This window comes from uncultured Oscillibacter sp., from assembly GCF_910584465.1.
Taxonomy (GTDB): domain Bacteria; phylum Bacillota; class Clostridia; order Oscillospirales; family Oscillospiraceae; genus Oscillibacter.
Window position 1 is genome coordinate 22990 of record NZ_CAJUBK010000004.1, and the last position, 24715, is coordinate 47704.

General features: G+C 66.1%; 22 protein-coding genes. 11 read left to right on the forward strand and 11 right to left on the reverse strand.

The annotated features are described in order from the left end of the window. Nucleotides 1-12: 12 nt before the first annotated feature. From QZ332_RS02390 to QZ332_RS02400, 3 genes are all read left to right on the forward strand, one after another. Nucleotides 13-906, forward strand: coding sequence for a sugar ABC transporter permease (locus QZ332_RS02390; RefSeq protein WP_363324002.1), 894 nt, complete (start codon nucleotides 13-15; stop codon nucleotides 904-906). 16 nt (nucleotides 907-922) lie between these two features. Continuing rightward, nucleotides 923-1765, forward strand: a complete 843-nt coding sequence (locus QZ332_RS02395; RefSeq protein WP_363324003.1) for a carbohydrate ABC transporter permease — start codon at nucleotides 923-925, stop codon at nucleotides 1763-1765. Between the two features lie 336 nt (nucleotides 1766-2101). Further along, the gene (locus QZ332_RS02400; protein WP_295761864.1) at nucleotides 2102-4276 is read left to right on the forward strand and encodes an alpha-galactosidase; all 2175 of its coding nucleotides are present in this window, start codon (nucleotides 2102-2104) and stop codon (nucleotides 4274-4276) included. Between the two features lie 56 nt (nucleotides 4277-4332). Here the strand turns inward: QZ332_RS02400 and QZ332_RS02405 are convergent, their stop codons facing one another. From QZ332_RS02405 to QZ332_RS02415, 3 genes are all read right to left on the reverse strand, one after another. Then, on the reverse strand, nucleotides 4333-5190 hold the full coding sequence (locus QZ332_RS02405; RefSeq protein WP_295761957.1) for an AraC family transcriptional regulator: 858 nt from the start codon (nucleotides 5188-5190) through the stop codon (nucleotides 4333-4335). Nucleotides 5191-5519: 329 nt separating this feature from the next. Next, nucleotides 5520-6770: a hypothetical protein gene (locus QZ332_RS02410; protein WP_295761866.1), complete on the reverse strand. Its 1251-nt coding sequence runs from the start codon at nucleotides 6768-6770 to the stop codon at nucleotides 5520-5522. 15 nt (nucleotides 6771-6785) lie between these two features. Then, nucleotides 6786-8414 (reverse strand): hypothetical protein, encoded by a 1629-nt coding sequence (locus tag QZ332_RS02415; RefSeq protein WP_295761868.1) that lies wholly within the window; start codon nucleotides 8412-8414, stop codon nucleotides 6786-6788. A gap of 252 nt (nucleotides 8415-8666) precedes the next feature. Here QZ332_RS02415 and QZ332_RS02420 point away from each other — a divergent pair, with 252 nt between their 5' ends. Beyond that, the gene (locus tag QZ332_RS02420; protein WP_295761870.1) at nucleotides 8667-9236 is read left to right on the forward strand and encodes a manganese efflux pump MntP family protein; all 570 of its coding nucleotides are present in this window, start codon (nucleotides 8667-8669) and stop codon (nucleotides 9234-9236) included. A 185-nt stretch (nucleotides 9237-9421) separates the two neighbouring features. Here the strand turns inward: QZ332_RS02420 and QZ332_RS02425 are convergent, their stop codons facing one another. Next, a complete protein-coding gene (locus tag QZ332_RS02425) occupies nucleotides 9422-10453 on the reverse strand; it encodes a DUF4397 domain-containing protein (RefSeq protein ID WP_295761872.1) in 1032 nt (343 codons plus the stop codon). 203 nt (nucleotides 10454-10656) lie between these two features. On the opposite strand from QZ332_RS02425, the gene QZ332_RS02430 reads away from it, so the two are divergent. From QZ332_RS02430 to QZ332_RS02450, 5 genes are all read left to right on the forward strand, one after another. Next, nucleotides 10657-11313 carry a response regulator transcription factor gene (locus tag QZ332_RS02430; protein WP_295761874.1) on the forward strand — a complete coding sequence of 219 codons (657 nt, stop codon included), beginning with the start codon at nucleotides 10657-10659 and terminating at the stop codon, nucleotides 11311-11313. Between the two features lie 6 nt (nucleotides 11314-11319). Then, a complete protein-coding gene (locus QZ332_RS02435) occupies nucleotides 11320-12732 on the forward strand; it encodes a cell wall metabolism sensor histidine kinase WalK (RefSeq protein ID WP_295761876.1) in 1413 nt (470 codons plus the stop codon). After that, nucleotides 12729-13499, forward strand: coding sequence for a hypothetical protein (locus tag QZ332_RS02440; RefSeq protein WP_295761878.1), 771 nt, complete (start codon nucleotides 12729-12731; stop codon nucleotides 13497-13499). Before QZ332_RS02435 ends, QZ332_RS02440 begins: the two co-directional genes overlap by 4 nt. Nucleotides 13500-13583: 84 nt before the next feature. Further along, nucleotides 13584-14507, forward strand: coding sequence for a M15 family metallopeptidase (locus QZ332_RS02445; RefSeq protein ID WP_295761880.1), 924 nt, complete (start codon nucleotides 13584-13586; stop codon nucleotides 14505-14507). A 386-nt stretch (nucleotides 14508-14893) separates the two neighbouring features. Further along, on the forward strand, nucleotides 14894-15553 hold the full coding sequence (locus tag QZ332_RS02450) for a hypothetical protein (RefSeq protein ID WP_295761882.1): 660 nt from the start codon (nucleotides 14894-14896) through the stop codon (nucleotides 15551-15553). 212 nt (nucleotides 15554-15765) lie between these two features. On the opposite strand, the gene QZ332_RS02455 is transcribed toward QZ332_RS02450, so the two are convergent. From QZ332_RS02455 to QZ332_RS02465, 3 genes are all read right to left on the reverse strand, one after another. Continuing rightward, nucleotides 15766-16401 (reverse strand): CHAP domain-containing protein, encoded by a 636-nt coding sequence (locus tag QZ332_RS02455; RefSeq protein ID WP_295761884.1) that lies wholly within the window; start codon nucleotides 16399-16401, stop codon nucleotides 15766-15768. Continuing rightward, nucleotides 16388-16603, reverse strand: a complete 216-nt coding sequence (locus QZ332_RS02460) for a hypothetical protein (RefSeq protein WP_295761885.1) — start codon at nucleotides 16601-16603, stop codon at nucleotides 16388-16390. The genes QZ332_RS02455 and QZ332_RS02460 overlap by 14 nt, the downstream gene beginning before the upstream one ends. Nucleotides 16604-16734: 131 nt before the next feature. Next, complete coding sequence (locus tag QZ332_RS02465; RefSeq protein ID WP_295761887.1) at nucleotides 16735-17040, reverse strand: hypothetical protein; 306 nt, start codon at nucleotides 17038-17040, stop codon at nucleotides 16735-16737. A gap of 308 nt (nucleotides 17041-17348) precedes the next feature. Here QZ332_RS02465 and QZ332_RS02470 point away from each other — a divergent pair, with 308 nt between their 5' ends. Continuing rightward, entirely contained in the window at nucleotides 17349-17594 is a 246-nt protein-coding gene (locus tag QZ332_RS02470; protein WP_295761959.1) for a hypothetical protein, read from the forward strand. Nucleotides 17595-17766: 172 nt separating this feature from the next. After that, on the forward strand, nucleotides 17767-20940 hold the full coding sequence (locus QZ332_RS02475; protein ID WP_295761889.1) for a response regulator: 3174 nt from the start codon (nucleotides 17767-17769) through the stop codon (nucleotides 20938-20940). A gap of 172 nt (nucleotides 20941-21112) precedes the next feature. Here QZ332_RS02475 and rsfS read toward each other — a convergent pair whose 3' ends face one another. The 4 genes from rsfS to yhbY are packed head-to-tail and all read right to left on the reverse strand — an operon-like array spanning nucleotide 21113 to nucleotide 24682. Beyond that, on the reverse strand, nucleotides 21113-21487 hold the full coding sequence (gene rsfS, locus QZ332_RS02480; RefSeq protein ID WP_295761891.1) for a ribosome silencing factor: 375 nt from the start codon (nucleotides 21485-21487) through the stop codon (nucleotides 21113-21115). A gap of 47 nt (nucleotides 21488-21534) precedes the next feature. Beyond that, nucleotides 21535-23124 (reverse strand): LCP family protein, encoded by a 1590-nt coding sequence (locus QZ332_RS02485; RefSeq protein WP_295761893.1) that lies wholly within the window; start codon nucleotides 23122-23124, stop codon nucleotides 21535-21537. A 4-nt stretch (nucleotides 23125-23128) separates the two neighbouring features. Next, nucleotides 23129-24325 (reverse strand): nicotinate (nicotinamide) nucleotide adenylyltransferase, encoded by a 1197-nt coding sequence (nadD, locus tag QZ332_RS02490; protein ID WP_295761895.1) that lies wholly within the window; start codon nucleotides 24323-24325, stop codon nucleotides 23129-23131. A 30-nt stretch (nucleotides 24326-24355) separates the two neighbouring features. Then, nucleotides 24356-24682, reverse strand: a complete 327-nt coding sequence (yhbY, locus tag QZ332_RS02495) for a ribosome assembly RNA-binding protein YhbY (protein ID WP_295761897.1) — start codon at nucleotides 24680-24682, stop codon at nucleotides 24356-24358. Nucleotides 24683-24715 lie beyond the last annotated feature (33 nt).

The following is a 24715-nucleotide window of genomic DNA, read 5'->3' on the forward strand; positions in this document are numbered from 1 at the left end:
GGAGGGGTTTTCGTGAATAAGGGAATGAAAATGTCCGCCGCCGCCAAGCGGGAACAAAACTGGGCTTATATCATGGTGGCCCCCACCATCATCGGCCTCATCGTGCTCAACCTCTGGCCCTTCGTCCAGACGCTGTACACCAGCTTCTGCGAGCACCTGGGCTTCGGCCACTACAAGTTCGTCGGCCTCCAGAACTACATCGACATCTTCCAGCGCCCGGAATTCTGGCGGGCCACCTGGAACACCATCTACTTCTGCATCCTCACCGTGCCTCTGGGCCTGTTTTTGTCCTTGCTGGTGGCGATGCTGCTGAACGCCAAGATCCGCGGTAAGGGCGCCTTCCGGACCATCTTCTTCCTGCCCATGGTCTGCGCCCCCGCCGCCGTCACCATGGTGTGGCGCTGGATCTTCAACGGCGAGTACGGCATCCTGAACCAGGCCATGGGCACCCGCATCGGCTGGATCACCGACCCCAACGTGGTCATGATCGCCTGCGCCGTGGTGGCCATCTGGTCCAACATCGGCTATGACGCGGTGCTGCTGCTGGCGGGCCTGCAGAACATCTCCAAGTCCTACTACGAGGCGGCCAGCATCGACGGGGCCAACAAGGTCACCCAGTTCTTCCACATCACCCTGCCCATGGTCTCCCCCACGCTGTTCGTGGTCATGATCATGCGGCTGATGGCCTCCGTGAAGGTGTACGACCTCATCTACATGATGGTGGAGGACACGAACCCCGCCGTCACCAGCGTGCAGAGCCTGATGTACCTCTTCTACCGCGAGTCCTTCGTGGCGGGCAGCCGCGGCTCCGGCTCCGCCATCGTGATCTGGACCGTGCTCCTCATCGGCCTGGTGACCGTCATCCAGTTCCTCGGCCAGAAGAAGTGGGTCAACTACGACGTATGAGAAAGGAGGAGTCTTGATGAAAACCACCGCTTCCCTGGAACGGTCCCGCAAGATGACCACGTTCCTCACCTACCTGGCTCTGATCCTGGGCTCCGTCATCATGATCTTCCCCTTCGTGTGGATGATCCTCACCAGCTCCAAGACCATCCCCGAGAGCCTGGCCATCCCGCCCACGATCTTCCCCAAGGCGCTGATCCTGGACAACTTCAAGGACGCCATGGCCAGCCTGCCCTTCCTGAACCTGTACTGGAACACGGCGCTGATGATCCTCTTCCGGGTGCTGTGCGCCATCGTGTTCAGCTCCATGGCGGGCTACGCCTTCGCCAAGCTGAACTTCAAGGGCAAGGGCCTGCTCTTCGGCATCGTGCTGGTCCAGATGTCCCTGCCCAGCCAGATCTTTATCATCCCCCAGTATCAGATGATCGCCCACATGGGCCTTGCCAACACGATCTTCGCCCTGGTCTTCCCGGGCATCGTCAGCGCCTTCGGCGTGTTCTTCCTGCGCCAGACCTACATGGGCATCCCCAATGAGATCGGCGAGGCCGCGTACCTGGACGGCTGCAACCAGTGGCAGACCTTCACCAAGGTCATGTTCCCCCTGACGGGGACCTCCGTGGCCGCTCTGACCATCTTCACCGCCGTGTTCGCCTACAGCGACCTGATGTGGCCCCTGGTCGTGAACTCCGACCTGAAGATGATGACCCTCAGCTCCGGCCTGGCGACCCTCCGGGGCCAGTTCACCACCAACTTCCCGGTGCTGATGGCCGGCTCCCTGCTGGCCATGCTGCCCATGGTCATCCTGTACCTGATCTTCCAGCGCCAGTTCATCGAGGGCATCGCCTCCACCGGCGGCAAGTGATCCCCGCCGCGGAGGGCGCAGGGGCTCCCGCGGCCCTCCGTCCCAGGCTCCCGCGGCCCCTTTCGGGGGGACGCATCCGAAAAAGGCCCCCTCCGCTCCGCGCCCGGCATCCCGCCGGCGGCGGCGCGGGCGGCGGCCCCCTGGACGGATCCGTCCACCTCCCTCCTCATCGACGGCCCCGGCGACCTGCCCCGCCGGGGCTGTCCGTATCTCACAGATCCCCGGCATGGGCGGAGCAAAAATTTGTCGACTTTCCGCTCTTGCTTCTCGGAGGGGGATCGCTTACAATGGCCGCAGTTCCATTCCTCAAATCTATGACACTGTGAGGGACCGCTTATGATACGTTGCGACAAGGGCCTGTTCACCCTGCACACGAAAAACACCACCTACCAGATGAAGGTCAACGGATACGGCGTGCTCCTGCACACCTACTACGGCCCCAGGGTCGGCGGCTGCGACCTGTCCTACCGCATCCAGTACACCGACCGCAGCTTCGCCCCCAACCCCGAGGAGGCCGGAGAGGACCGCGGCTTCTCCCTGGACGCCATGCCCCAGGAGTATTCCACCTGCGGCGTGGGCGACTTCCGCCTCCCCTCTTTGGACCTGGAGCTGCCCAGCGGCAGCCGCAGCGCCGACCTGCGCTACAAGTCCTTCCGGCTGGAGGCGGGCAAGTACGCGCTGGAGGGCCTCCCCGCTTTCCGGGGCCCGGAGGGGGAGACCCTGGTGGTCGTCCTGGAAGATCCCGCCGCCCAGGTCGACGTCGAGCTGTGGTACGGCGTGCTGGAGGACTATGACATCATCACCCGGGCCGTCCGGCTCGTCAACCGGGGCGCCGGGACCGTCAAGGTCCGTCAGGCCGCCTCCCTCTGCCTGGACCTCACCCGGGGGGATCTGGACCTCATCACCTTCGACGGCCGGCACGTCATGGAGCGCTGCCCCGACCGGGCCCCCCTCCTCCCCGGCATCCGCAGCGCGGGCAGCATCCGGGGCACCTCCAGCCACCAGCACAACCCCTTCGTCATCCTCTGCGACCACGACGCCGGGGAGGACCACGGGCTCTGCTACGGGGCGATGCTCCTCTACAGCGGCAATTTCGAGGCCGCGGTGGAACGGGCCCAGTTCGAGGACACCCGCCTGGTCCTGGGCATCCATCCCTATCACTTCTGCTGGGCCCTGGCCCCCGGCGAGAGCTTCACCACCCCCGAGGCGGCGCTCTGCTGCTCGAAGCAGGGCTTCTCCGTCCTGAGCCACCGGCTCCACCGGGCCATCCGGGAGCGGCTGATCCGCGACCCCTGGGCCGACCGGCCCCGCCGGGTCCTGATCAACAACTGGGAAGCCACCATGTTCGACTTCGACGCGGAGCGGCTGGTCCAGATCGCCGAGAGCGCCGCCCCCATGGGCATCGGCCTGTTCGTCATGGACGACGGCTGGTTCGGCGCGCGGGACACCGACGAGGCGGGCCTGGGCGACTGGATCGTCAACGAGAGGAAGCTCCCCGGCGGCCTGGAGGCCCTGGTCCCCCGCATCAAGGCCCTGGGCATGGACTTCGGCATCTGGATCGAGCCGGAGATGGTCAACGAGGACAGCGGCCTCTACCGGGCCCACCCGGATTGGGCCCTCCAGATCCCCGGCCGCTCCAAGGTCCGGGGCCGCCGGCAGCTGGTGCTGGACTTCTCCCGCCAGGACGTCCGGGACCATGTGTACGGGGCCTTGAAGGAGGTCCTCTCCAGCGCCGACATCTCCTACGTCAAGTGGGACATGAACCGGAGCCTGGCCACGGTCTGGTCCGCCGCCCTGTCCCCGGAGCGGCAGGGGGAGGTCTACCACCGGTACGTCTGCGGCGTGTACGACATGCTGGAGCGGATGCGCCGGGACTTCCCCAACATCCTCATCGAGGGCTGCAGCGGCGGCGGCGGGCGCTTCGACGCCGGGATGCTGTACTACACCCCCCAGATCTGGTGCAGCGACAACACCGACGCCATCGACCGGCTCCGCATCCAGTACGGCACCTCCTTCTGTTATCCCACGTGCACCATGGGATCCCACGTCTCCGCCGTCCCCAACGCCCAGACCGGGCGCTCCGTCTCCATCGAGACCCGGGGCGTGGTGGCCATGAGCGGCACCTTCGGCTATGAGATGGACCTGAGCGGGACCACGGAGGAGGAGAAGGAGATCATCCGCCGCCAGACCGCGTCCTTCAAGGAGCACGACGCCCTCCTCCGCCGGGGCGACCACTACCGCCTCAGCGATCCCTTCGCGGACGGGCCCTACACCGCCTGGGAGCAGGTCTCCCCCGACCGGCGGGAGGCCCTGGTCTCCGTGGTCTACGGCATCGCCCACGGCGCGCCTCCCTTCCTCACCCTGCGGCTCAAGGGCCTGGACCCGGCCCTCTCCTACCGGGTCAACGGCGAGGGGAGCTTCCCCGGCGACGTGCTGATGGAAGTGGGCTGGCCCCTGCCCATGTGCTGGGACGACTACCAGTCCTTCCAGTTCTACCTCACGGCGGTCTGAGCAGGAAGCGGCCGCTCCCGCATCTCCCCGCAAACGAAAAGTGACCGCTCCCGCGGTCACTTTTTCATCTGCAGACGGTTCCGGGCCCGCCACTCCCTGGGGGAGACGCCGTAGCGCTTCTTGAAGGCCCTGGAGAAATGGAGCTGGTTCGGGTAGCCGCAGCGGACGGCGATGCTGCCGATGGGCTGGCTGGTCCCCTTCATCAGATCCGCCGCCTTGGACAGCCGCAGGCGGATCAGGAACTCCTGGGGCGGACAGCCCATGCTCTCCTTGAAGAGCTTGCTGAAATAGCTCCGGTTCAGCTTGCAGACGTCGGCCAGCTCCTCCACGGTCAGCTCCCGCTGATAGTTGTGCTCCATATAGGTGATGGCCTCCTGGATATAGAAATCCTTCAGCTGGACCCCGTGGAGGGCCCTGCGGGTGGAGGAGGTCTCGATCAGGGCGTCCAGGAACAAGAACAGGTTCCCGATCAGGTGGAGGCTGGAGGCGTCGGAGTGCCGGGCGATGTGGAGCATGATGTCCCTGACTGCCTGCCCCTGAGCAGGGCTCTGGGGCAGGTAGGCGGACTGGCGCTCGCCCAGTCCGGCGCTCTCCACGTACTCCGCCACCCGCAGCCCGTCGAACTCCACCCAGACATACTTCCAGGGCTGGTCCTTATCGGCCACGTAGGTGCTGATCTGTCCGGGACAGATCAAAAAGCCCTGGTCCTGCCCCAGGTCGTAGTCCCGCCGCACGCCGTCCCCGTCCGTGTTGTCCAGGTGCCCCCGGCCGGAGATCACATAGTGGAACAGATAGTGGTTGCGGACGTAGGGGCCGAAGGAGTGCAGGGGCGCGCACTGTTCCCAGCCGTACTGATAGAGCCGCAGGTCCAGGAAGTTCTCGTTCGGGAAGACGGAAAAGGAATGATCCTCCACCAAGGTCCACGTCCTTTCTTGTAGGGGTCGATGCCGTTCGATTGTACCACACTTTTCCAAAAAAGCCAACACAAATTTGCGGGGCCTCCGCCGATCGGATCCTCCGCGCTCCCCACCGCCCTAGAGCGTCGAAAAATAGGCGGGGTCCACCGGCGGGGAGGCAGAGAGTCACGAGAGGGGCCCAGGAAGGGCCCCTCTCGTCCTCGATCGATCAGTATCGAGGACTTTTTGAACGTCCTGGAAACTTGCTCCGCCTGTCGGGAAGACGTTTCGACAGGCAGAGGCGGCGGAGCCAAGGCTCCGCCGCCCGTCTCCCCGCTCCCGGCCGCTCAGTCCCGCCGGACCCACTTGCCGAAGAGGGTCTTCTTATAGTGCAGCAGCTCCTCCTTGGCCTTGTCGAAGCTGCCCGCCTTCTGGAGGTACGCCACGCCCTTGGGGATGTCCGCCGCCGCGCCGCCCAGGCCCCGGGCGAAGATCACGCCCCGCATGTAGTCCGCCTCCCGGTTCTGCCAGTCCACCTTGTCCAGGAACCGGAGGGCCTTCGCGTAGTCCTGGGGAGTGCCCAGGCCGTAGAAGCAGCACTTCGCCAGGTAGAACACGCCCCAGGTGTTCCCCTTTTTGTCGTGGGCGACGGACAGGTGGCGGAAGGCTTTCGCGTAGTCCTGCGGCACGCCTTTGCCCGTGAAATAGGCCCGGCCCAGGTAATTGTTGGCCCCCGTGTGGTCCGGGTCCCGGGCCAGCTCCTTCTGATAACAGGAAACGGCATAGGCCATATCCTGCTCCGTGCCTTTGCCCTCCTCATACAGGAAGCCCACCTCGAACCAGTCGTTGGGGTTGCCGCCCTCGGCGGCCTCCCGGTACCAGCGCAGGGCCTCCTCGTACCGCTCCGCCTTTTTCAGCTCGTCGGCGTAGATGGACTGGTGGAGCGGGTACCCCAGCTCCGCGCCGGTCTTATAGAGGTCCTTCGCCTTTTCCGGCTGGGGGGCGATGATGTCCTCGTCCCCTTCCCTGTAGTACTTGTTCAGGTTGTTGGCGGCGAAGTAGACCCCGCCCCGGAACGCCTTCCAGAACCAGTCCTCGCACTTGGAGATCTGCTCTTTCAAATAAGCCTTGAACTCCGCCTGGCTGGAGAAGGAGTCTTTGCCCTTATCCTGGATGCGGAGGAAGTCCCACCAGAAGTAGCTGTTGCCCACGATGTACTGGCAGAACGCGTCTCCCCCCTCCGCCAGGGCCTCCACCTCGTCGAAGGCCGCCTGGAGGCTCTGGAAGGGCATCTTCTTCTGGACGGAGGGCGTCAGCTCCCCGCTCCGCAGGGCCACCAGCACCCCCAGGGCGCTGCCCTGCTCCACGGACTTGTGGAGGAGCTTCGTGGCCCGTTCGTCGTCCTCCGGGAAACCGTGGCCCCTCCAGACGTACTGATACCCGCACAGGCACCGGGCCAGGACGCAGCTGGCGTCGCCGTCCCCGGCGGCGGACGCCTCCTCCAGGAGGGCGAACGCCTCTTTGCCCCGGCCCGTACGGACGTCGTAGTAGATGTCCTGGAGGGCCCGCTCCACTTCGCTGCTCAAAACTGCTGCCATGATCGAAACGCTCCTTTATCTATTTGGTTTTTTGACCCGCTTCCAGCTCCCGCCGCCCGGCAGGTACTGTCCCCGGGGATACCCCGTCAGCCACGCCGCCGCCTCTCTCGGCGGCATCTTGGCGATGTAGAACTCCAGCTCCGGCCCGCCGGGCCTGGTGGCCTCCACCGTGCAGCGGGCATCCGTCCGGTCCCCCGCCGTCACCCGGATCCACAGATAGCCCGCCGGATGGACCAGGTCCACCACCTGATAGGTCCCATCCGCCACGCCGTCCGCCGCCACCTGCACGTCTTCCGCCGTGAAGGTGGTGTGGCTCTCCGCGGCGCCGCTGGCGTAGACCAAAGAGAGCTTCGCCTGGGACTCCCGCCCCGGACGAGCGGGCGCCTGCCGGGAGCGGACGCCGTAGACGCGCCGCAGATCCCAGTCCCCGAGGGGCGGGACCTCCCGGCGGAGCCAGGCCGTCAGCACCGCCAGCGCCTCCCGGCGCCCCAGGGCCTTGGCAAGGCCAAGGTCTTCCTCCCCAGGCTTGGAGGCCAGCTCCAGCAAAAGCAGGACCTGCGGCTCGCCTCCCTCCTTCGTCCGGGGGGAGCAGCCCAAGGAGCGGAGGACCCGGCCTTCCGCCTCGACGGGGCGGGTAGGCGTCAGCGAGAAGCCTCCCCCCGCTCCCTCCAAACAGCGCTCCAGGTGCTCTCCCACCAGCGTCTCCGTGACGCGGGAGGTCACCTCGCCGCCGCATTCGAGGATCATATCCTGGGCCCCGCCGCTCACGGCCTCCCGCTGGGCGGCCTCTGAGGCCCGGAGGGCCTTCGCCTGGCGGAACTCCCGCTCGAACTCCTCCCGCCCGCTCTCGTCCATGCTCCAGAAACTGCTCCACTGGCTGTTCGTGCCCCTCCGGGCCCCCGGCGCCCGGAGGGCCAGGCAGTCCGCCGCCGCCCGCAGTTCGTCCGGCTTTTTGAAATCGGTGATGTGCTTTTGCCAGCGGTCGTCCACCAGCACCAGCTGCAGCACCCGCTGCGTGACGCTGCGCTTGCCGCTGCGGCGGTGATGGATCTCGTCCACCACGAAGATGCCCCGGATGCGGTCGATGCGGCTGGCCTGCTCACCCAGCACCCACTCCCGGCCGATGCCCATCTCGTCGAACCACCGGCCGTTGGCCTTCAGGTCCTCGTCCACCATGGCGAACAGCTCCCCCACCGGAGGGGCCTCCTCCGGGTAAGGCAGCTGACTGCGGATGGAGGCGGCCAGGCCGCTCTTCCCCGGGAAAAGCGCGTCCCGCGCGCCGGTATAACCCATGTAGACGCCCAGGGCCAGCATCAGTGCGCTGCCGCCGCCGCTGACCGCCAGGGTCACGTAGTCCGCGGCCTCCCAATAGGCCCGGTCCTGCCGGAGCCCCAGGGAGAACAGATAGGCCAGCCCCGCGGAGACCACCAGCCACAACAGCCCCCACAGCACCCAGACGATGCGCTTCCGGGTCCGGCTGAGGCAGTAGCCCTCCTCCACGCCGTGGGGATCGTTTTTCCGCTGGATGCACAGCAGGACCAGGATCACCGGGATGGCGAACAGCCTCAGCACGGCCGCCAGCAGCACGTAAACGACGACGTTCCACGGCCAGCGCAGGAAGCCTCCGCCCTTCTTCTCTTTCACCGCTCCAGATACCTCCTTGCTCCCCCAGGAGATGGGAGAAGATCGTATCGTCATTGTAGCAGTCCTCCACGGCTTTGTCCAGTCCCCCGTCCGGCCCCCCGCTCGGAAGCGGGCGGCCCAAGTCCCGGTCTTTGTTTGGACGGATCCGTTTGCGTCCCCTTTTTTCGACACGGAACGCGGCATATCCGTTGACAGGCGGAATATAGATCGTTATAATGAAAAAATCATCCTCACTCATCCGGGAGGTCCCCCATGGATCTTTTTGAACTGCTGCTCATCGCCGTCGGCCTCTCTATGGACGCCTTCGCCGTCTCCGTCTGCAAGGGCCTGTCCGTCCAGCGGCTCCGGCCGCGGCATTACCTGCTCACCGGGACCTGGTTCGGCGGCTTCCAGGCGCTGATGCCCTCCGCCGGGTACTTATTGGGATCCGCCTTCGAGCAGTACATCGTCTCCTTCGACCACTGGATCGCCTTCGCCCTGCTGTCCCTCATCGGCGGGAACATGATCAAGGAGAGCCTCTCCGGCGAAGAGGAGGAGGCCGACGCCTCCTTCGCCGTGCGCACCATGTTCCTCCTGGCCGTGGCCACCAGCATCGACGCGCTGGCGGTGGGCGTCACCTTCGCCCTGCTGCCGGGAGTGGACATCGCCGCCGCGGCCTCCCTCATCGGGGCCACCACCTTCCTCCTCTCCGCCCTGGGCCTGAAGGTGGGGAACGTGTTCGGCCTGCGGTACAAGTCCCGGGCGGAGCTGGCCGGGGGCGCGATCTTGATCCTCATGGGGGTCAAGATCCTGCTGGAGCACCTGGGGATCCTCACATTTTGAACCTGCTCAGGCTGCCGGGGCGATGCCCCGGCAGCCTGAACCGGTCTCCGGGACTTTTCCGGCGTCCCGGGATCGGCCCGGACCGCGGGGGTGGTCCTTCCCCGGCCTCCCGCACCGCGCGGACCGGCAAACGGAGGAGGGGGCCTCCCGGGCCCCCTCCGTGCGCTCCCGTCCTCCCGGACGGATCACCGGTCCATCAAGATCAGGTTCTGGATGTTGTTCCGCCCCGTGCCGCTCTGGAGGAGGTACACGCTGTAGATGGCGTTGCTCACCACGTCCAGATACAGCGAGCCGAAGGTCTCCTGCGGCGGGTAGACGCCCAGCCAGGCGGAGTCCAGGGTCTCGATGTCCAGGGACGCGGGCATGGGCGTCAGGTTCGTGTCCGCGTAGAAGAACTGATAGGTGCCGGGCATGATGCGCTTGAAGGCGGCGACCTCCTTGAAGCGCAGGTCCGTCCAGACCACGCGCCCGTCGCTCATGATGACGTCCATCGGGCTGGTGTTCATGGCCAGGTTGCCGACGCGGAAGCTGGAATAGCCGTTGGTGGGCGGGCAGCAGCTGTCCGTGATCTGCAGCAGGTCCAAGCCGCTGGCGGTGTTGACGACGGCGATCGTGGTGATGCCGCCCGCCTGGAAGGGCATGGTCTTCTGGATGTAGATATAGCCGTCGGTCCCGGCCACCGTCACCGTCTGATAGCCGGCGCTGACCTGGCCGTAGGTGGTGGCGGAGGCGTAGTTCAGCAGGCTCACGAACTGGCGGTTGCCCACGAAGATGCGGAACGCCTGATAGCCGTAGCCCGCGTTCAGGAAGCGGACCTTGGCCGCGCTGGGCCACACCGCGCCGATGACGCCGGGCAGGATGGCGGAGATGCAGCTGTTGTTGCTGCAGTTCCAGGACTGGCCGAAGCTGCCGGTGACCGGGACGGTGATCGTCCCGCCGAAGCCGGGCAGATAGGGGAAGGTGGACGTGCCGGGGCCGGGATAGACGGGGCCGCCCTCGCCGGGGTTCGGCAGGGGGATCACGGGCACCTGGCCGGGATCGGTGACGCCGCCGTTGGTATCGCCGGGATAGACGGGCCCGCCCTCGCCGGGATTGGGCAGGGGGATCACGGGCACCTGGCCGGGGTCGGTGACGCCGCCGTCGGTATTGCCGGGATAAACGGGCCCGCCCTCGCCCACGTTGGGCAGGGGGATCATGGGCTCGTCGGCGTTGACCATCCTCCCCGCGGGAGAGGAAGCTCGCCGGGTCATATTTTGTTCCATATAAGCAGCCGGAACCATCGTTCCGGCATCCTCCTTTCAAATGGGGCTGCACCATCCTATGCCGCGGGATCCCCCGGCGTTCATGATGCAAGGATGATGGGAAGATGCCGTACACTATCCATACTATGCCGTATATGCCGCTGGAAGGAGCGATCCCTATGAACAAGATCTTGATCGCCGAGGACGAGGCCCCCATCGCCAACCTCATCCGGACCGCCCTGGAGGGCGCGGGCTACCGCTGCGTCTGGGCCCCCGACGGCGCCGCGGCGGCGGACGAGCTGGAGTCCCGGCCCTTCGACCTGGCCCTGCTGGACATCATGCTCCCCAAGGCCGACGGGTACGAGGTGCTGGAGTACTGCAAGAGCCTGGAGGTGCCGGTGATCTTCCTCACCGCCAAGGGGCAGCTGGAGGACCGGGTGAAGGGCCTGCGCCTGGGGGCGGAGGACTACATCGTCAAGCCCTTCGAGCTGATGGAGCTGCTGGCCCGGGTGGAGACGGTCCTCCGCCGCTGCGGGAAGACGGGCCGGGTCCTCTCCCTGCCCCCCGACATCGAGATCGACACCGCCAGCCGCGTGGTGCGCCGGGCCGGGTCCCCCGTGGCCCTCACCGCCAAGGAGTACGACCTCCTGCTGCTGTTCATGCAGAACAAGGGCATCGCCCTCTACCGGGACCGCATCTATGAGAAGGTCTGGGGCGAGGAGTTCCTGGGGGACAGCCGGACCGTGGACCTCCACATCCAGCGGATGCGGAAGAAGCTGGGACTGGAGGAGAGGCTGGTGGCGGTCTACAAGGTGGGCTACCGCCTGGAGGGATGAGGCCCCATGAAACTGTTCTGGAAGCTCTTTTGCAGCATGGTCCTCATCACGGCGCTGGCCTGCTCCGCAGGCGGCTATGCCCTGATCGGCGCGCAGTTCCGCTCCTCCCTGGAGCGGGAGGTCTCCGCCCTCTACGAGGAGAACGACCTCCTCCGCTTCGCCCTGGCCCAGGAGCTGTCCTTCCACCCCGCCTACAGCCGGGAGGAACTGGCCAAGGCCGCCGGGGGCATCACCATCTCCACCGGCCAGGGGCGGACCGTCTCCTTCCGCCTCAGCGACGAGGCGGGGCGCGCCCTGGGCGGCAGCGGCGCCCTGCCGGTGAACGCCGCCGCCCTCACCGCCCAGCTGCCGGAGGGGCAGCGGGGCTGGGTGATGGAGGCCCTGGGGGACGGGCGCATCTACCTCCACGCCGCCAGCCCCCTGGCCCTGGAGGACGGCATCTTGTACCTGGAGAACTGCCGGGAGGTCAGCGGCCTGTTCCATTCCCGGTCGGAGCAGTATCAAAGCTTCTTCTCCCTGATGCTGGCCCTCACGGGGGCGGTGGGGGCCCTGTCACTGTTCACCGCCGCCGTACTGCTGCGGCCCCTGGCCCGCCTCTCCGCCGCCACCCGGCGCATGGCCGAGGGGGACCTGGACCAGCGGGTCCGGGTGGACGGGGACGACGAGATCGCCCAGCTCTCCGCCGACTTCAACGTCATGGCCCACCGCATCCAGCGCCAGGTGGCCGAGCTGCGGGCCGCGGCCCGGCGGCAGGAGGATTTCATCGCCAGCTTCGCCCACGAGATCAAGACCCCCCTGACCTCCATCATCGGCTACGCGGACCTGCTCCGCTCCCGCCCGGCGTCGGAGGGACAGGTCCGGGAGAGCGCCGGATATATCTTCGGCGAGGGCCGGAGGCTGGAGGCCCTGAGCCGGAAGCTGCTGGACCTCATCGTCCTGGAGCGGCAGGACTTCCCCCTCCGCCCGGCGCCGCTGGGCGCCTTTTTGCGCCGGGTGGCCGGGGCCATGGAGCCGTCTCTGGCCCAGGCGGGGATCCGGCTCACCCTTCGGGCGGAGGACGTCACGGCGCAGATGGAGCCGGACCTGATGGAGACCGTCTGCGTGAACCTCCTGGACAACGCCCGGAAGGCCATGGAGGGCGGCGGGGAGATCCTTTTGGAGGGCCTCGCGGAGGAGGGCGGCTGCTGCATCCAGGTGACGGACCAGGGCAAGGGCATCCCGGAGGAGGAGCTGGAGCGGGTGACGGAGGCGTTCTACATGGTGGACAAGTCCCGCTCCCGGGCCCAGGGCGGCGCGGGGCTGGGGCTGGCCCTGTGCCGCCGGATCGTGGACCTCCACGGCGGGACGATGGACATCGAGAGCCGCCTGGGCCGGGGGACCCGGGTCCGGATCCATTTGAAAGGAGGCGGAGCGGGATGAGGGGGTGGAAGAACTGGCTCTTCCCGGTCTTGACGCTGCTGACCGTGGCGGCGCTGGCGCTGCTGCCTTTGCGGCTGTCCGCCCTGGAGGACGGCGAGCTCACCGGGACCGTCCACGCCGAGGGGCTGTCGGAGGACACCAATTTCCCCTTCAAGCCCCCGGACCTGCCGGGGCGGATCTGGCTGCTGGTCCGGCTGAACGAGCTGCCGGAGGACCTGACCATCATGAGCCAGGAGCTGGAGGGGGAGGATCGGGACCGGGAGATGGAGCGCCTGCGGGAGGCCCTGACAGACCTGGGGAGCCTCCTGTTCCCGGAGACGCCGGGGCTGCTGGCGGAGATCGACGGCGACTCCTGGGACTGGACCCGGTACTATCTCCGGGACCAGACGGACCTCTCCAGCGCCGGGTTCACCGTGGCCTCCACCTATGACGAGACCCGGCGGAGATCCCTCACCGTCACCCTGGATGGGGAGAGCGGGCAGATCCTGGGACTGATGTTCTTCCGCGCCGACGGCCTTCCCGGCAGTCCGACCGCCGGAGAGCTGGGGGAGAAGATCCTGGACCGGCTGGGGCTGGAGTACGTCCCGGAGGGATCTGGCGACATCACCTATTTCCGCCTGCCGGAGTGCAGGAGCCTTTTCTGGGCCGTGCGGGACGGCAGGGAGCTGGACTTCAATTTTGCCCTGGACTGGAGCGCCGTGGACGAGGAGATCGCGGCGAGCTATGGTCATGAGCCCACCGATGCAGGATCGATGCAAAAATGGTGAGACTCCGATGCAGGAATGTTTCGGTTTCGACGGGGACGAGCCTTATGATAGAGACATGATCTCGATCGCAAAGGAGTTGTTCTCATGTCTGACCCGCGTGCCTGCGTCATCCAAGACTTCCCCATCCCGGAGCGGACCTACTACGCCGCCCCGCCCGCCCAGTGGGACCGTCCTCCCGGCGCCGCCAGGCCCCGCCGCCTCGCGCCTCCCCGGCGCAGAGGCCGGAGGTCCCCCCTGCCGCTCCTGGCGCTGGCGGGGCTGACGCTGTTCCTCACCGGCTTCCTGCTGGGCCGGGCGGGGGCCGTGGGGGCCTCTCCCCCGGCGCTCCCCCTCTCCCGGCAGTCCGCCCCGGTCCCAGGGGAGCCGGAGGACGGCGGTCCCGTCCGCGTCCTGACCGTCCCCGGGGCAGTCCGCTCCGGAGGAGAGGACGGCGCCTCCGACCCTGAGGACTGGGCCCTGATCCTGGTCAACGGGGAGCACCCCCTGCCGGAGGACTTCCAAGTCCCGGCGTTCACCCGATTGGCGAACGGGCACTCCATCGACGAGCGGGCCTATCCGGACCTCCAGCGGATGATGGACGCCTGCCGGGCGGAGGGGCTGAGCCCCACCATCTGCTCCTCCTACCGGACGTGGGAGAAACAGGAGGAGCTGTTCGAACAAAAGGTCCTCTCCTGCCTCCCCGCGGCCTCTTCCCGGGAGGAGGCGGAGGAGCAGGCCGCCCTATGGGTGGCCCGCCCCGGCACCAGCGAGCACCAGGCGGGGCTGGCGGTGGATATCGTGGACAAGTCCTATCAGCTCCTGGACGAGGGCCAGGAGGAGACGGCGGTGCAGGCGTGGCTGATGGAGCACTGCGCCGAGTACGGCTTCATCCTCCGCTATCCCACGGACAAGAGCGCCCTCACCGGGGTGGGCTATGAGCCCTGGCACTACCGCTATGTAGGGGAGGAGGCCGCCCGGGAGATCATGAGCCGGGGGCTCTGCCTGGAGGAGTACGCAGGGACCGGCTGAGCAGGGCCCCGGGGCTTTCGAAAGATCTTGGAAACTCCTGTTCAAAAAAAACGAGGGTGGATACTGACAGTATCCACTCTCGTTTTTCCCTTGTCATTTATTTTTCTCTTGTCATCCATTCGTGAGTGTGGTACAATCAGCGTGCGACACAACCGAATGATCATCTATGCGAGTGTGCATTTTACCTTTGGTAAAAATGCAGGCTCTGCTTTCGCATTCGCATGGATGATCCACATGGATGTTTGAAAGGTTGTGTCGCAGCAATCGGAGCTATGTGTTTTTCGGTGCGCAGCTTCGGCTGCGTACTTTTTTCATGTATTTATTACGGGAGCCAGTTGGACAGCCAACTATCCCGTTATAAAAATAAAAACGAAGGATGTATGATCATGAAAAAACTATTCGCATCGCTTTTGGCAGTCATGCTGCTAACGCTCCCTGCCTGCACTGGCGCGAACGACCCAGCACAGACCGATGTCCCCAACGCAGATGCTCCTGCCCAGACGGATGCTCCCAACGCTGACGCCGAGGTCCAATATGACTATCTCTTGAAAGCGGGCGAGATGACAGAGGTCTACGATGTTATTTTTGAAAAAATGGTCACCGTCACAGTCGACCCAGCCAGCACGCGCGATGCCGCTGATGAGCTGCGGAGCAACATCGTATTCGATGACTGCGTCTTCAACGGCGGCCTAACGGTCGTTGGTGATTTCCATGCGATGGTCCGCTTGGGCGGCGGCTGCTCTTTCGGTGACGGCTCCGTCGTCACCTGCAAGGAAGTTACCTCCGGCATTGCCAAAGAAGCTACGATGGACGATAACTTTGTCAAGATCTTTGTCGGCTGTGAGGGAGTTACCGTAGAGACAAGATCCGCTGTCGGTGTAGTGACCGGCGATCCTGACTTCGTGTTTAATGGCACTACTTACAGTAAGGCAGAGATTGCACCGGATGCTGATTACTTGGGGATATATAGCCTGTACGAGAACGATTCCATGGCATACATCAAACTTGCTCTCGGAGAAGATGACAGCGTGGAATTTTTAGATTGAGCAGACAGCAGCAAACAGTCCCTACCTTTTAGCGGCAGGCTGTGCAAGTTTCCGGGACTTTCAAAAAAGTCCTGGAAACTTATCCATCAAAAACGAAAGGGACCCCTCCTGGGTCCCTCTCGTGACTCTCCCCCTTCCCGTCGACGGGGGCTCCCACTGCTTTTTCGCTGCTCTGAGGAGGACGCCTGGGGGCGTCCTCCTTTCCTCGTCCTTCAGCGCTTCTCCAGATGGTCCGCCAGGCGCTTCAGCATGGTGCACAGCTGCTGCCGCGTGACGTCCCGCCCCAGGCCCAGATCGCCGGAGGCGTCCCCGGCCAGGATGCCGTTCCGCACGGCCCACTCCACGCCCTCCCGGTGGGCGGGGCTGGGGATGTTGTCCATATGCGCGTCCTCCTTTCGCCGGTCCGGCCGGATGTAGGCCGTGACCGCGGATGTTTTGCGGGTCCTGCGGCAGACCATGCCGCCGTTGGACTGGCTCCCGGCCGCGCCGGGGGACGTGTTGCCCTCGATGGCAGTGATGGTGCCTTTGCCCACAGATTCCACGATGCCGGTGTGCCCGAAGTCATAGATGACGATGTCCCCCGGCCGGGGCGTCTCGGCCACGCAGTCCGGCCGCTTCGACCGGTACCAGCCCAGCAGGCCGGAACAGGAGGCCGTCTTATAGGGCAGCGCCTCCCCCGCCTTGTCGAAGGCCCACTGGACGAAGGCCATGCACCAGGGGTAGGCGGCCCCCGAGACCGCCCGGCCATAGTACCAGGTGTTGTACTTGACCCGGTTGGAGTTCGCCGGGGACTCCTTCACGCCCAGCTCCGCCCTCGCGGCGGCGAGCACCCGCTCAGCCGGCGTCATCGTCCCCGCCCTCCTGCGTCCCTCGGGCCCTTTGGCTCTGGGTCCCGAAATAGAACGCGATCACCACCGCGTACACCGTCATGAAATCCTGGCTGACGCTCCCACCCACCGCCATGCAGGCGAACACGGCCGTCAGCGTCAGCGTCACCAGGCTCTTCACGCTGAGGAGGTTCCCCAGCCGTTCGACGATCGTTCGATCCATATCCCGATATCCTCTCCTTCCCATATCCGGTCCTCCCATGGGGCCCTGCCGGTCCCGGCCCCTGCCCTCCGCGGGGCCGGGACCATGGACGCCGCGCCGGTTCGCGGCGCCGTCCTCCGTCCGATCCGCCTTCATAAGCCCGCCTCCGCCAGCAAAAGGGCGACCGCCGCCGCGCAGACGGCCCAGACGGCCCTCTCCACCAGGCCGTCCCAGCGCCTGGCGGGCTTGGCCTCCAGGGCGTCCACCTTGTGGGCCAGCGTGTCCAGCTTCTCCATGATGGCGTCGTATTGGGTGTTTTGGACGGCGTTGATGGTCTCCACCCGGCTCAGCCGGTCCCGGAGCTCCTTGTGGCCTTCCCCGTTCTGCCGCTGGAGGTCCTCCACCTGCCGCTCCAGCCGGACCAGGTCCGCGCAGGGCTCGGCGCATCTCTCGTTCATGCTCCCTCTCCTTTCCAAGTCCCGCCGCCGCCCGGCCCGCGGGGCCGCTCCCCGCGCTCCCCGGCCGGTGCGGGGCTCATGGAGCGGTCCCGGCCCTCCGCCGTTGCATGCCCCCGTGCAACGCCCCCTCCCGCGCGGCGGCGGCTTACGTCATAAGATGTCGGGGCCGCCTCCCCGCCGGGCTGTCGATCCACGATCTTCACGAATATCTCCCTCTTTTTTCTCCAAAGCGGCCCTTGCTTTTGCCGGCGGGCTCCGCTACAATATATAGCAGTCGTTTGTGATTAGGATAGGAGGATATTGTGGATATGGAATTGGGTTACGATCCGCTTTGGGACGAACAGGGCCGGCTCCGGCAGGGCTGCACCGTGGGCGAGGCGCTGGCCTGGATGACGAGGTTCGGCGGCCGCACCGCCGGAGAATCGGTCTGTATCAACGGTGTAGGCTATAAGATCGGACGCCTGCTCTACGGACCGGAGCGGCCCGCCGTGGCGGACAAGCCCATCTCCCGGGTCTATGACGGCTATTACCGGCAGCTGAATTTCAGCGTGTGAGGACGAGCACAGGGGCGCACGGGCGAAGACCGCGCGCCTCTTCCTTCTATGAGATCGGATCACATGGTTGACACCTGCTCCCGCAGTCGTTAAAATATAAGCTGAGTATGAGGCCGGCGGGCTGTTGTTCCAGGCCCGCCCGAAACGCGCAGCCATATGGAGGAGAACGCCTATGTATCATTGCCATCTGCGGCTCTATCTCGCCAGCCGCCAGCGGGAGCTGTTCGCCCCCCTCCGGGAGGCCGCTCCCCTCGACCGTTTCACGCATACGTTCCTGGAGAGCGAGACGCCGGACCCGGCCCTCGCCGCCCAGGCCGACGCGGTCTTCGCCGACCTCCGGGACCTGGACGCCGCAGCCGCGGTCCGGGCCCTCTCGGATACGCGGGGAGAGCTGATCGTCCTGGCGGAGCGCCCCCAGCTGGAGGCTTTGGGAGATCTGGAGGATCTGTATCCCGCCGTGTCGGACATCTGGATCTTGCCCATGAGCGGCGGAGAGCTGGGCTTCCGCTTCCGGAAATGGCAGCAGGCGCGCAGACAGGACCGGGACCTCTGGGAGACCTCCCAATTCCTGGAGACCGCCATCAACAGCGTCCCCAACCTGGTCTGGTACAAGACCAAGGACGGCATCCACGAAAAGGTGAACGACAGCTTCTGCGAGACCGTGGGCAAGACCCGTGAGCAGGTCCAGGGCCGGGGCCACGCGTACATCTGGGACGTGGACCGGGACGATCCGGCCTGCATCGAATCCGAGCGCATCGTCATGGAGACCCGCCGGACCTGCGTATCCGAGGAGACCATCCGGACCGGCGGGGGCACCCGCCTCCTGACGACCTACAAGTCCCCGCTCTACGATGTGGACGGCAGCGTGATGGGCACCTTGGGCGTGGCCATCGACGTGACGAAGGAGCGGGCCTATGAGGAGGAGCTGAAACGGGAGAACCGCGCCCTGGAGACCCTGTTCACCACCATGGACTGCGGCGTCATGTGCCACAGCCTGGACGGCAGGCGCATCCTCAGCGTCAACCGGGCCGCCCTGGAGATCCTGGGCTTCGAGTCCGAGGCGGCGCTGGCCCAGGCCGGGTTCGACACCATCGCCGCCTCCGTGCTGGACGAGGACCGGGAGAAGCTGGTCTCCTGCATCCGCTCCCTGAAAAACGTGGGGGACAGCGTCAGCGTGGAATACCGGGTCCTCCATACCAACGGGGATCTGATCCACGTGATGGGCAACGTGAAGCTGATGGAAGAGGACGGCGAGCTGTTCTACCAGCGCTTCCTCCTGGACTGCACCGCCCAGAAGCAGCGGGAGCGGGAAGAGGAGCTCCGCAAAGAGCGCCGCCACCAGGAGCTGGTCCAGGCCCTGAGCGTGGACTACAACCTCGTCTGCTACTTCGATCTGGACAGCGGACAGGGCAATGTCCTGCGGACCAACGTCTGTCCTTACGGCCTGCTGGACAGCCTCTTCTCCGGGGACCTCACCATAGAGGCGTGCATGGAGGACTACATCCAGACCTGCGTCTACGTGGACGACCGGGAGCTCCTGCAGCAGATCTTCACCAGGGAGCGCCTGAAAGAGGAGCTGGCCTACCGGGGGCTCTACTACCTCAACTACCGCACCATCTGCGGCGGCGAGGTCCGCTATTTCCAGATGAAGGCCGTGCCCATCGGGGACTGGAGGACCAGCCACGGCGTGGTCGTCGGCTTTCGCAGCGTGGATGAGGAGACCCGGGCGGAGATGGAGAAGAAGAGCCTCCTGGAGGACGCCCTCTCCCAGGCCAACCGGGCCAACAAGGCCAAGAGCGTCTTCCTCTCCAACATGTCCCACGACATCCGCACCCCCATGAACGCCATCATCGGCTTCACCGCCCTGGCCTCCACCCACATCGACGACCAGGAGCGGGTGAAGGAATACCTGAAGAAGATCATGACCTCCGGCAACCACCTGCTGAGCCTGATCAACGACGTGCTGGACATGAGCCGCATCGAGAGCGGCAAGATGTACCTGGACGAGAAGCCCTGCTCCCTGCCGGACATCCTCCACGGCCTGCGGAGCATCGTCCAGGCCGACGTCCACGCCAAGCAGCTGGAGCTGTACATGGACGCCGTGGACGTGCTCCATGAGGACATCCTCTGCGACCGCCTGCGGCTGAACCAGATCTTGCTGAACCTCCTCAGCAACTCCATCAAGTACACCCCCGCCGGGGGCATCGTCAGCATCCGGGTGACGGAGAAGCCCTCGGCCCCGGCGGGCCACGCCGCCTATGAGTTCTGCATCAAGGACACCGGCATCGGCATGAGCCAGGAGTTCGTCTCCCACATCTTCGAGCCCTTCGAGCGGGAACAGAACTCCACCATCAGCGGCATCCAGGGCACCGGCCTGGGCATGGCCATCACGAAGAACATCGTGGACATGATGAACGGCTCCATCCACGTCCAGAGCCGCCAGGGCGCGGGGACGGAGTTCTTCGTGGACCTCACGTTCCGCCTCTGCTCCGAGGAGAAGGAGCCTACCACCATCCCCGAGCTGACCGGCTGCCGGGCCCTGGTGGTGGACGATGATTTCAACACCTGTGACAGCGTCTCCTGCATGCTCCAACAGATCGGCATGCGGGCGGAGTGGACCCTCTCCGGCAAGGAGGCGGTGCTCCGCACCCGCCAGGCCATCATGCGGGAGGACCATTACTGCGTCTATGTCATCGACTGGCTCCTCCCGGACATGAACGGCATCGAGGTCGCCCGGCGCATCCGCAAGGAATGCGGCGAAGAAGTCCCCATCATCGTCCTCACCGCTTACGACTGGGCCGACATCGAGGACGAGGCCAGGGAGGCCGGGATCACCGCCTTCTGCGGCAAGCCCCTGTTCCTCTCGGAGCTGCGGGACTGCCTGCTCACCATCGTCAGCGCGGAGGAGGCGCCGGCGGAGGACGGCGCGCCCCTCCCGGCGTCGGCCCTGGGCCGCATCCTGCTGGCGGAGGACAACGAGCTCAACCAGGAGATCGCCCAGGCCATCTTGGAGGAGGCGGGCTTCAAAGTGGAGATCGCGGAGAACGGGCGGACCGCCCTGGAGATGCTGACGCGCTCTCAGCCGGGCCATTACCAGCTGGTGCTGATGGACATCCAGATGCCCGTCATGAACGGCTATGAGACCGCCAGGGCCATCCGGTCCCTGGAGACGGCGGGACTGCGGGACATCCCCATCCTGGCCATGACGGCCAACGCCTTCGAGGAGGACAAACAGACCGCCCTCAAATGCGGCATGAACGGCCACATCTCCAAGCCCATCGACATCGACAAGCTGCTGGAGACCCTGGAGGACGTGCTGAAGCAAAAGCAGGTTTTCCATGAATGAGGGACGGGCGAGAGGCGGATGCCTCTCGCCCGTCTTTCATGTCGTCCCGCCTCACGCCGCGCCCCCGCCCCGGCCCATCGCCGGGCGGTCAGGGCCGGGGCGCTCCGGCCCGCCCCAAAGAACGCACCGGGAGCCTGGGCGGCTTTGCCGCCCAGGCTCCCTGCGATCCCCATCAAAAAGCGGCCCGGTCCTCCGTCAGCACGCCGCTGAGGTCCATGGGCTTCCCGTCGGACCACAGGCGTTCCAGGTCGTAGAACTCCCGCGCCTCCGGGGAGAACACATGGACCGCCAGACAGCCGTAGTCCAGCAGCACCCAGGTGCCGTCCCGGTGGCCCTCCCGGTGGAGGGGGGCTTCGCCCGCCTGCTCCTTCAGCGCCTTCTCCACCGCGTCGCACAGCGCGTTGATCTGGGTATTGGAGGAGCCGGTGGCGATGACGAAATAGTCCGCCAGGGTGGTGATCTCCGCGATCTCGATGGCGCTGATCTCCTTGCCCTTCTTCTCGTCCAGGGCCTTGGCGGCGATGATGGCCAGCTCTTTCGGTGTCATATGCGTTCCTCTCTTTCCTGATGATATGTGGATGGTCTCCTCACGCCTCACGCGGCGGGATCCGGCCCGATCAAGGCGAAGCCGGGGTCGGAAGGAGGCTGGGGCTCCGCGGGGACAGGCTCCGACGGGGCCGGGGGCGTCTCCGGGACGGGCTCCGGCGTGCCGGGATCGGCGCCGCCGCCCGGCAGGACGTCGCCCTGAGAGGGCGGGGCAGCCGTCCCCGAGCCGGGATCGCCGGGGACGGCCGTCCCCGTCCCGGGATCTCCGGGGATGGTCGTCCATCCGGGGTCCGCCGTCCCGGTCCCTGCGCCGCCTCCCCCGTCTCCCGGCTCCACGACGATGGGGCCCCCGTCCTCCGGATCGGGCTCGGCGGCGGTCCCGCCCTCCGGGTCCTCGGCGGTCCCGTCCTCCTCCTCCGGCTCCGGGCTGGGGGGCGGGAGGGCCGACGGCTTATCCTCCACATAGCCCGTGGAGGAGCTGAGGCTCCCGTCCGCGTTGACGGACATGATGTCCAGGTCCTTCAGGGTGAAGACCTCGGTGAAGGGGCTGAGCTCGTCGTTCACCAGGTCCAGGAGCGCCTTGGGCTTGGGGAGCACATAGTTCACTTCCCTCTGCCGCCCATGGGTGTCCCGCTCGACGGAGCGGCTGTAGGCGTTTTTCGTGGTGTGGGGCATGGTAACGAAGTTGACGTCTTCTATTTTCAGGCCTCCCATGACCGCCGATTTGCCGAACCAGAGGATGTTCTGGAAGCTCAGATCCGTCTCCACATTGTTGTTGAACGCCTCGATGAGGGGCCCTGCCTTCGTCATGTTCTTCGGCTGGAGCACCTGCTCCGCCATGGCCTTTAAAAAGGCTTGCTGGGTCTTGATACGGCCCACGTCGCCCTCGGCATAGCCATGTTTTTTATCGTTGTCGTACCGGTAGCGGAGGACCTGCATGGCGTCGTCCCCGGAAAGGAGGCGGTAGCCCTTGGCCTGGTGGATGCTCAGGTCCTGATAGGGGTCCTCGTAGTTCATATCCAGAGGCACGTCGAACCACACGCCTCCGATGGCGTCCACGATCTCCCCCACGGCGTCCCATTCCACCACGACCTGGAAGTCCGGTTCGAAGCCCACCAGCTGGGCGATCTCCTTGTAGAGGTGCTGGATGCCTTTTTCGCCCTGTCCGTAGTAGTTGTAGACGGCGTTGATCTTTTTGATATCATAGGGGATGTTCACCATGGTGTCCCGGGGGATGGACATGATCGTGGCCTTCTGGCCGGTCACGTCATAGCTGGCCAGCAGTATGGTGTCCGTGTTGCCGCCGCCGCCGGTGTCCCGGCCCAGGATCAGGACCGTCCAATAGTCCTTGCTCTTCCGCTCGCCGTCGCTGCCCCGGGGGCGGATGCCCTCGCCATAGTCGATGGCGTTGGGATCGTCCGGCCGGCCGTCGCCGTCGGCGTCCACCATGTCCTTGGGGTCGTTCCGAGCGGGCAGCTCCGGCCGGACGAACAGGCTCCGGAAGGCCAAAGTAGCCAGCAGTGCGACCGCCAATATCACGATGATGACGATCAAAACGATGTGCTGCCGGGTCAGCCGCCCCCTCCTGGGGGGCCTCGGCGCCGGACCGCCCGCCAGCCGCTTTCCAACATTGCTCATGATCTCATCTCTGTCCTTTCAGCGCGTCCCTGGCCTCCAGGGTCTTGGTGTGGATGGGAGCGCCCCGCTCCTCCATCTCCCGGATGGTCATCTCCAGTCCCAGCAGCAGCCCCGCGTCCAGGTCCTCGTAACAGGCCCGCCGCAGCTCCTCCACGCCGGGGAAGTCCCGGGTGGGTTCGATGTAATCCGCCAGGTAGACGATCTTCTCCAGCAGCGTCATATCCGCCCGGCCGGTGGTGTGCCAGCGGATGGCGCCGGTCACCTCCCCGTCCGTGCCGAAGACGGCGGCGGCGACGGCGGCGCCGGTCTTGGCGTGGAGCAGCTTCAAGGCCCGCCGCTCCAGATCGTCCAGTCCCACGCCGTACCGCTCCGCCAGGGCCAGCTGATCCTCCAGCCCCAGCTTCTTCGTGCAGTCGTGGAGCAGCGCGGCCCGCCGGGCCTTCTCCACGTCGCCCCCCCAGCGCTCCGCCAGGTGGATGGCCTCCTGCTCGGTGCCCAGGACATGGGGGATGCGCCGGTAGTCCAAACAGCTCAGCGCCGCGGGCCGGAGCTGCGCCAGGGACAGCCCCTTCAGGTCCGCCGCCGTCCCGTACAGGCCCTTTCGCAGGATGTAGCCATATACCGCCGGGGCCAGCAGTCCGCCCCCCTCTCCCCGGGCCAGCCGCTCCCGCAGCTCCGTGGAGGACACGTCCACCACGCCGGGGATGGTCAGGGTGAAGATGCGCGCCTGGGGGAAGGTCCGGTAGAGGGCGCTTCGCTGGACGGAGAACAGCTCCTCCGTGTCCTCCTCCGTCCGCCCGAAGGCGGCCACGCCCGCCAGGGAGAGGATGCGCCCCGGGTCGTGCCAGGTATGGATGGTCAGGAACATGTCCGCGCCCATCAGCAGCCACAGCTCATCCTCCGGATACCGCTCCTTCAGCCGCTCCAGGGTGTCGGCGGTGTAGCTGGCCCCCTCCCGCCTGAGCTCGATGTCCGAGACCTCGGCCCGGTCCCCCAGGCCGGTCTGCTCCGCCGCCAGGCGGACCATCTCCAGCCGCTGCTCCGGCGCGGGCGTGCCGGGGGGCAGCTGCTTGTGGGGCGGGCGCCCGGTGGGGATCATCAGCAGTTTGTCCAGCTTCAAAAGCTCGGATACCGCGCGGGCGGCGGTAATATGTCCCAAGTGCGGCGGGTTGAAGGCCCCGCCGTATACGCCGATCTTCAAATCAGAAGCCTCCTTGCAAACGGATCGATATCAGGTCCTCTTTCCCCGCTCCCGCACCAGGGGGATGCGCGCCTCCCTAGGCTTGGAATGGCTCTCCCGGTAGAGGACGAACTTGGTCCCGATGACCTGGACCACCTCGCTGCGGGTGGCCTTGGCCAGCGCCTCCGCCGCCAGGCGGGCGTCGTAGTCCAAGTTGTTGTCCAGCACCCGGCCCTTGATGAGCTCCCGGGCCTCCAGCGCGTCGTCGGCCTGCTTGATCAGGTTCTCCCCGATGCCGTCCTTGCCGATCTGGAGGATGGTGTCGATGCGGTTCGCCAGGCCCCGCAGCTGGGCCCGCTGTTTGCTTGTCAAGTCCATACGCTCCTCCGGCGCGTTCGCGCCGCCTTTCTT

Bases quoted from the DNA above. Each gene is read 5' to 3' on its own strand.
- QZ332_RS02420 (WP_295761870.1), top strand. From the start codon at position 8,667: ATGGATCTTTTTGAACTGCTGCTCATCGCCGTCGGCCTCTCTATGGAC.
- QZ332_RS02470 (WP_295761959.1), top strand. From the start codon at position 17,349: ATGGAATTGGGTTACGATCCGCTTTGGGACGAACAGGGCCGGCTCCGG.
- QZ332_RS02455 (WP_295761884.1), bottom strand. From the start codon at position 16,401: ATGACGCCGGCTGAGCGGGTGCTCGCCGCCGCGAGGGCGGAGCTGGGC.
- QZ332_RS02435 (WP_295761876.1), top strand. From the start codon at position 11,320: ATGAAACTGTTCTGGAAGCTCTTTTGCAGCATGGTCCTCATCACGGCG.
- QZ332_RS02465 (WP_295761887.1), bottom strand. From the start codon at position 17,040: ATGAACGAGAGATGCGCCGAGCCCTGCGCGGACCTGGTCCGGCTGGAG.
- yhbY (WP_295761897.1), bottom strand. From the start codon at position 24,682: ATGGACTTGACAAGCAAACAGCGGGCCCAGCTGCGGGGCCTGGCGAAC.
- QZ332_RS02395 (WP_363324003.1), top strand. From the start codon at position 923: ATGAAAACCACCGCTTCCCTGGAACGGTCCCGCAAGATGACCACGTTC.
- QZ332_RS02430 (WP_295761874.1), top strand. From the start codon at position 10,657: ATGAACAAGATCTTGATCGCCGAGGACGAGGCCCCCATCGCCAACCTC.
- QZ332_RS02410 (WP_295761866.1), bottom strand. From the start codon at position 6,770: ATGGCAGCAGTTTTGAGCAGCGAAGTGGAGCGGGCCCTCCAGGACATC.
- QZ332_RS02450 (WP_295761882.1), top strand. From the start codon at position 14,894: ATGAAAAAACTATTCGCATCGCTTTTGGCAGTCATGCTGCTAACGCTC.
- QZ332_RS02475 (WP_295761889.1), top strand. From the start codon at position 17,767: ATGTATCATTGCCATCTGCGGCTCTATCTCGCCAGCCGCCAGCGGGAG.
- rsfS (WP_295761891.1), bottom strand. From the start codon at position 21,487: ATGACACCGAAAGAGCTGGCCATCATCGCCGCCAAGGCCCTGGACGAG.
- QZ332_RS02425 (WP_295761872.1), bottom strand. From the start codon at position 10,453: ATGGTCAACGCCGACGAGCCCATGATCCCCCTGCCCAACGTGGGCGAG.
- QZ332_RS02445 (WP_295761880.1), top strand. From the start codon at position 13,584: ATGTCTGACCCGCGTGCCTGCGTCATCCAAGACTTCCCCATCCCGGAG.
- QZ332_RS02400 (WP_295761864.1), top strand. From the start codon at position 2,102: ATGATACGTTGCGACAAGGGCCTGTTCACCCTGCACACGAAAAACACC.
- QZ332_RS02485 (WP_295761893.1), bottom strand. From the start codon at position 23,124: ATGAGCAATGTTGGAAAGCGGCTGGCGGGCGGTCCGGCGCCGAGGCCC.
- QZ332_RS02460 (WP_295761885.1), bottom strand. From the start codon at position 16,603: ATGGATCGAACGATCGTCGAACGGCTGGGGAACCTCCTCAGCGTGAAG.
- QZ332_RS02440 (WP_295761878.1), top strand. From the start codon at position 12,729: ATGAGGGGGTGGAAGAACTGGCTCTTCCCGGTCTTGACGCTGCTGACC.